This window comes from Sulfobacillus harzensis (genome assembly GCF_012933365.1).
Lineage (GTDB): Bacteria > Bacillota > Sulfobacillia > Sulfobacillales > Sulfobacillaceae > Sulfobacillus_B > Sulfobacillus_B harzensis.
The window spans coordinates 1-1,091 of the sequence record NZ_JABBVZ010000288.1; the positions used below are offsets into that span (position 1 = coordinate 1).

At 64.8% G+C, this 1,091-nt stretch carries 2 protein-coding genes; both read left to right on the forward strand.

Translation table 11 applies throughout. From position 1 onward, the window contains the following. Positions 1–861, forward strand: an 861-nt coding sequence (locus HIJ39_RS23070; RefSeq protein WP_169103361.1) for an FAD-dependent oxidoreductase, incomplete at its 5' end; no start/stop codon positions are given. A gap of 76 nt (positions 862–937) precedes the next feature. Next, a partial coding sequence (locus HIJ39_RS23075) for a YnfA family protein (protein ID WP_476718353.1) occupies positions 938–1,091 on the forward strand: 154 nt, incomplete at its 3' end.

The window sequence follows — 1,091 nt, forward strand, 5'->3', positions numbered from 1 at the left end:
CACCGCGGACTGGCCGTGACGGTGGCGGAACAGGCGCCGGCCGTCTTACCGACCATCGATCCGGACTTGGGCGGGCGTCTGGGGACGCATCTCACCGCCCACGGTATTGCGGTCCGGACGGGCATCCGGATCGAGCGCATCACGCGAACGGGTGACACGTTGCACGTCACGGGGTCCCCCAGCTTCGCGGAGGACACCGACCTGGTGTTGGTGGTGGTCGGGGTTCAACCCGTCACGGACCTGGCGCGCGCGGCGGGGTTGGCCCTGGGCCTGAAAGGCGCCATTCCGGTCGACCGGACGATGGCCACGGCACTGCCCGACATTTACGCCGCGGGTGACTGTGTTGAAACCTATCATCGGTTGCTCGGCGCGCCGACCTATTTGCCGCTGGGGACGACGGCGCACAAGCAGGGACGGGTCGCGGGCGACAATGCGGCCGGGGGTGACGCGCACTTCGCCGGATCCCTCGGCACCCAGGTGGTCAAAGTGTTCGACTGGGCGATTGCGCGCACGGGCTTTCGCGATCACGAAGCCTTGGCGGCCGGCTATCAGCCGCAGACGGTCGAATTCACGGCATGGGACCACAAGGCTTACTATCCCGGTGCCCGCGAGCTGACGTTTCGCATCACCGGCGATCGTGAAACGGGCCGCCTCTTAGGCGCCCAGATGCTGGGGCACTGGCAAGCCGGGGTGGCCAAGCGCATCGATTTCTTTGCCATGGCGCTGTATCACCAGATGACGGTGGCCCAATGCTTGGAGGTGGACCTCAGCTACACACCGCCTTTGGGGAGCCCCTGGGATGCGGTGCAAATGGCCGCGGAGCATTGGTTGCGCGTGGCGCGATCGGGCCGTTCGAGATGACGATCGGGCGCCCGTTTGCGCCCCGGCGTCACCATAGCACGGCAGTCAAAAATCCGAAGAACGCAGGAGGACATCGATGCTTCGAGCTTATGTCCTGTTTTTTTTCGCAGGTCTCGCCGAAATTGGCGGCGGTTACCTCGTCTGGCAATGGCTGCGCCATGGTCGATCCCTTGTGGTGGGGTTGTTAGGGGGCGCCATCCTCTTTTTGTATGGCATCATTGCCACGCGTC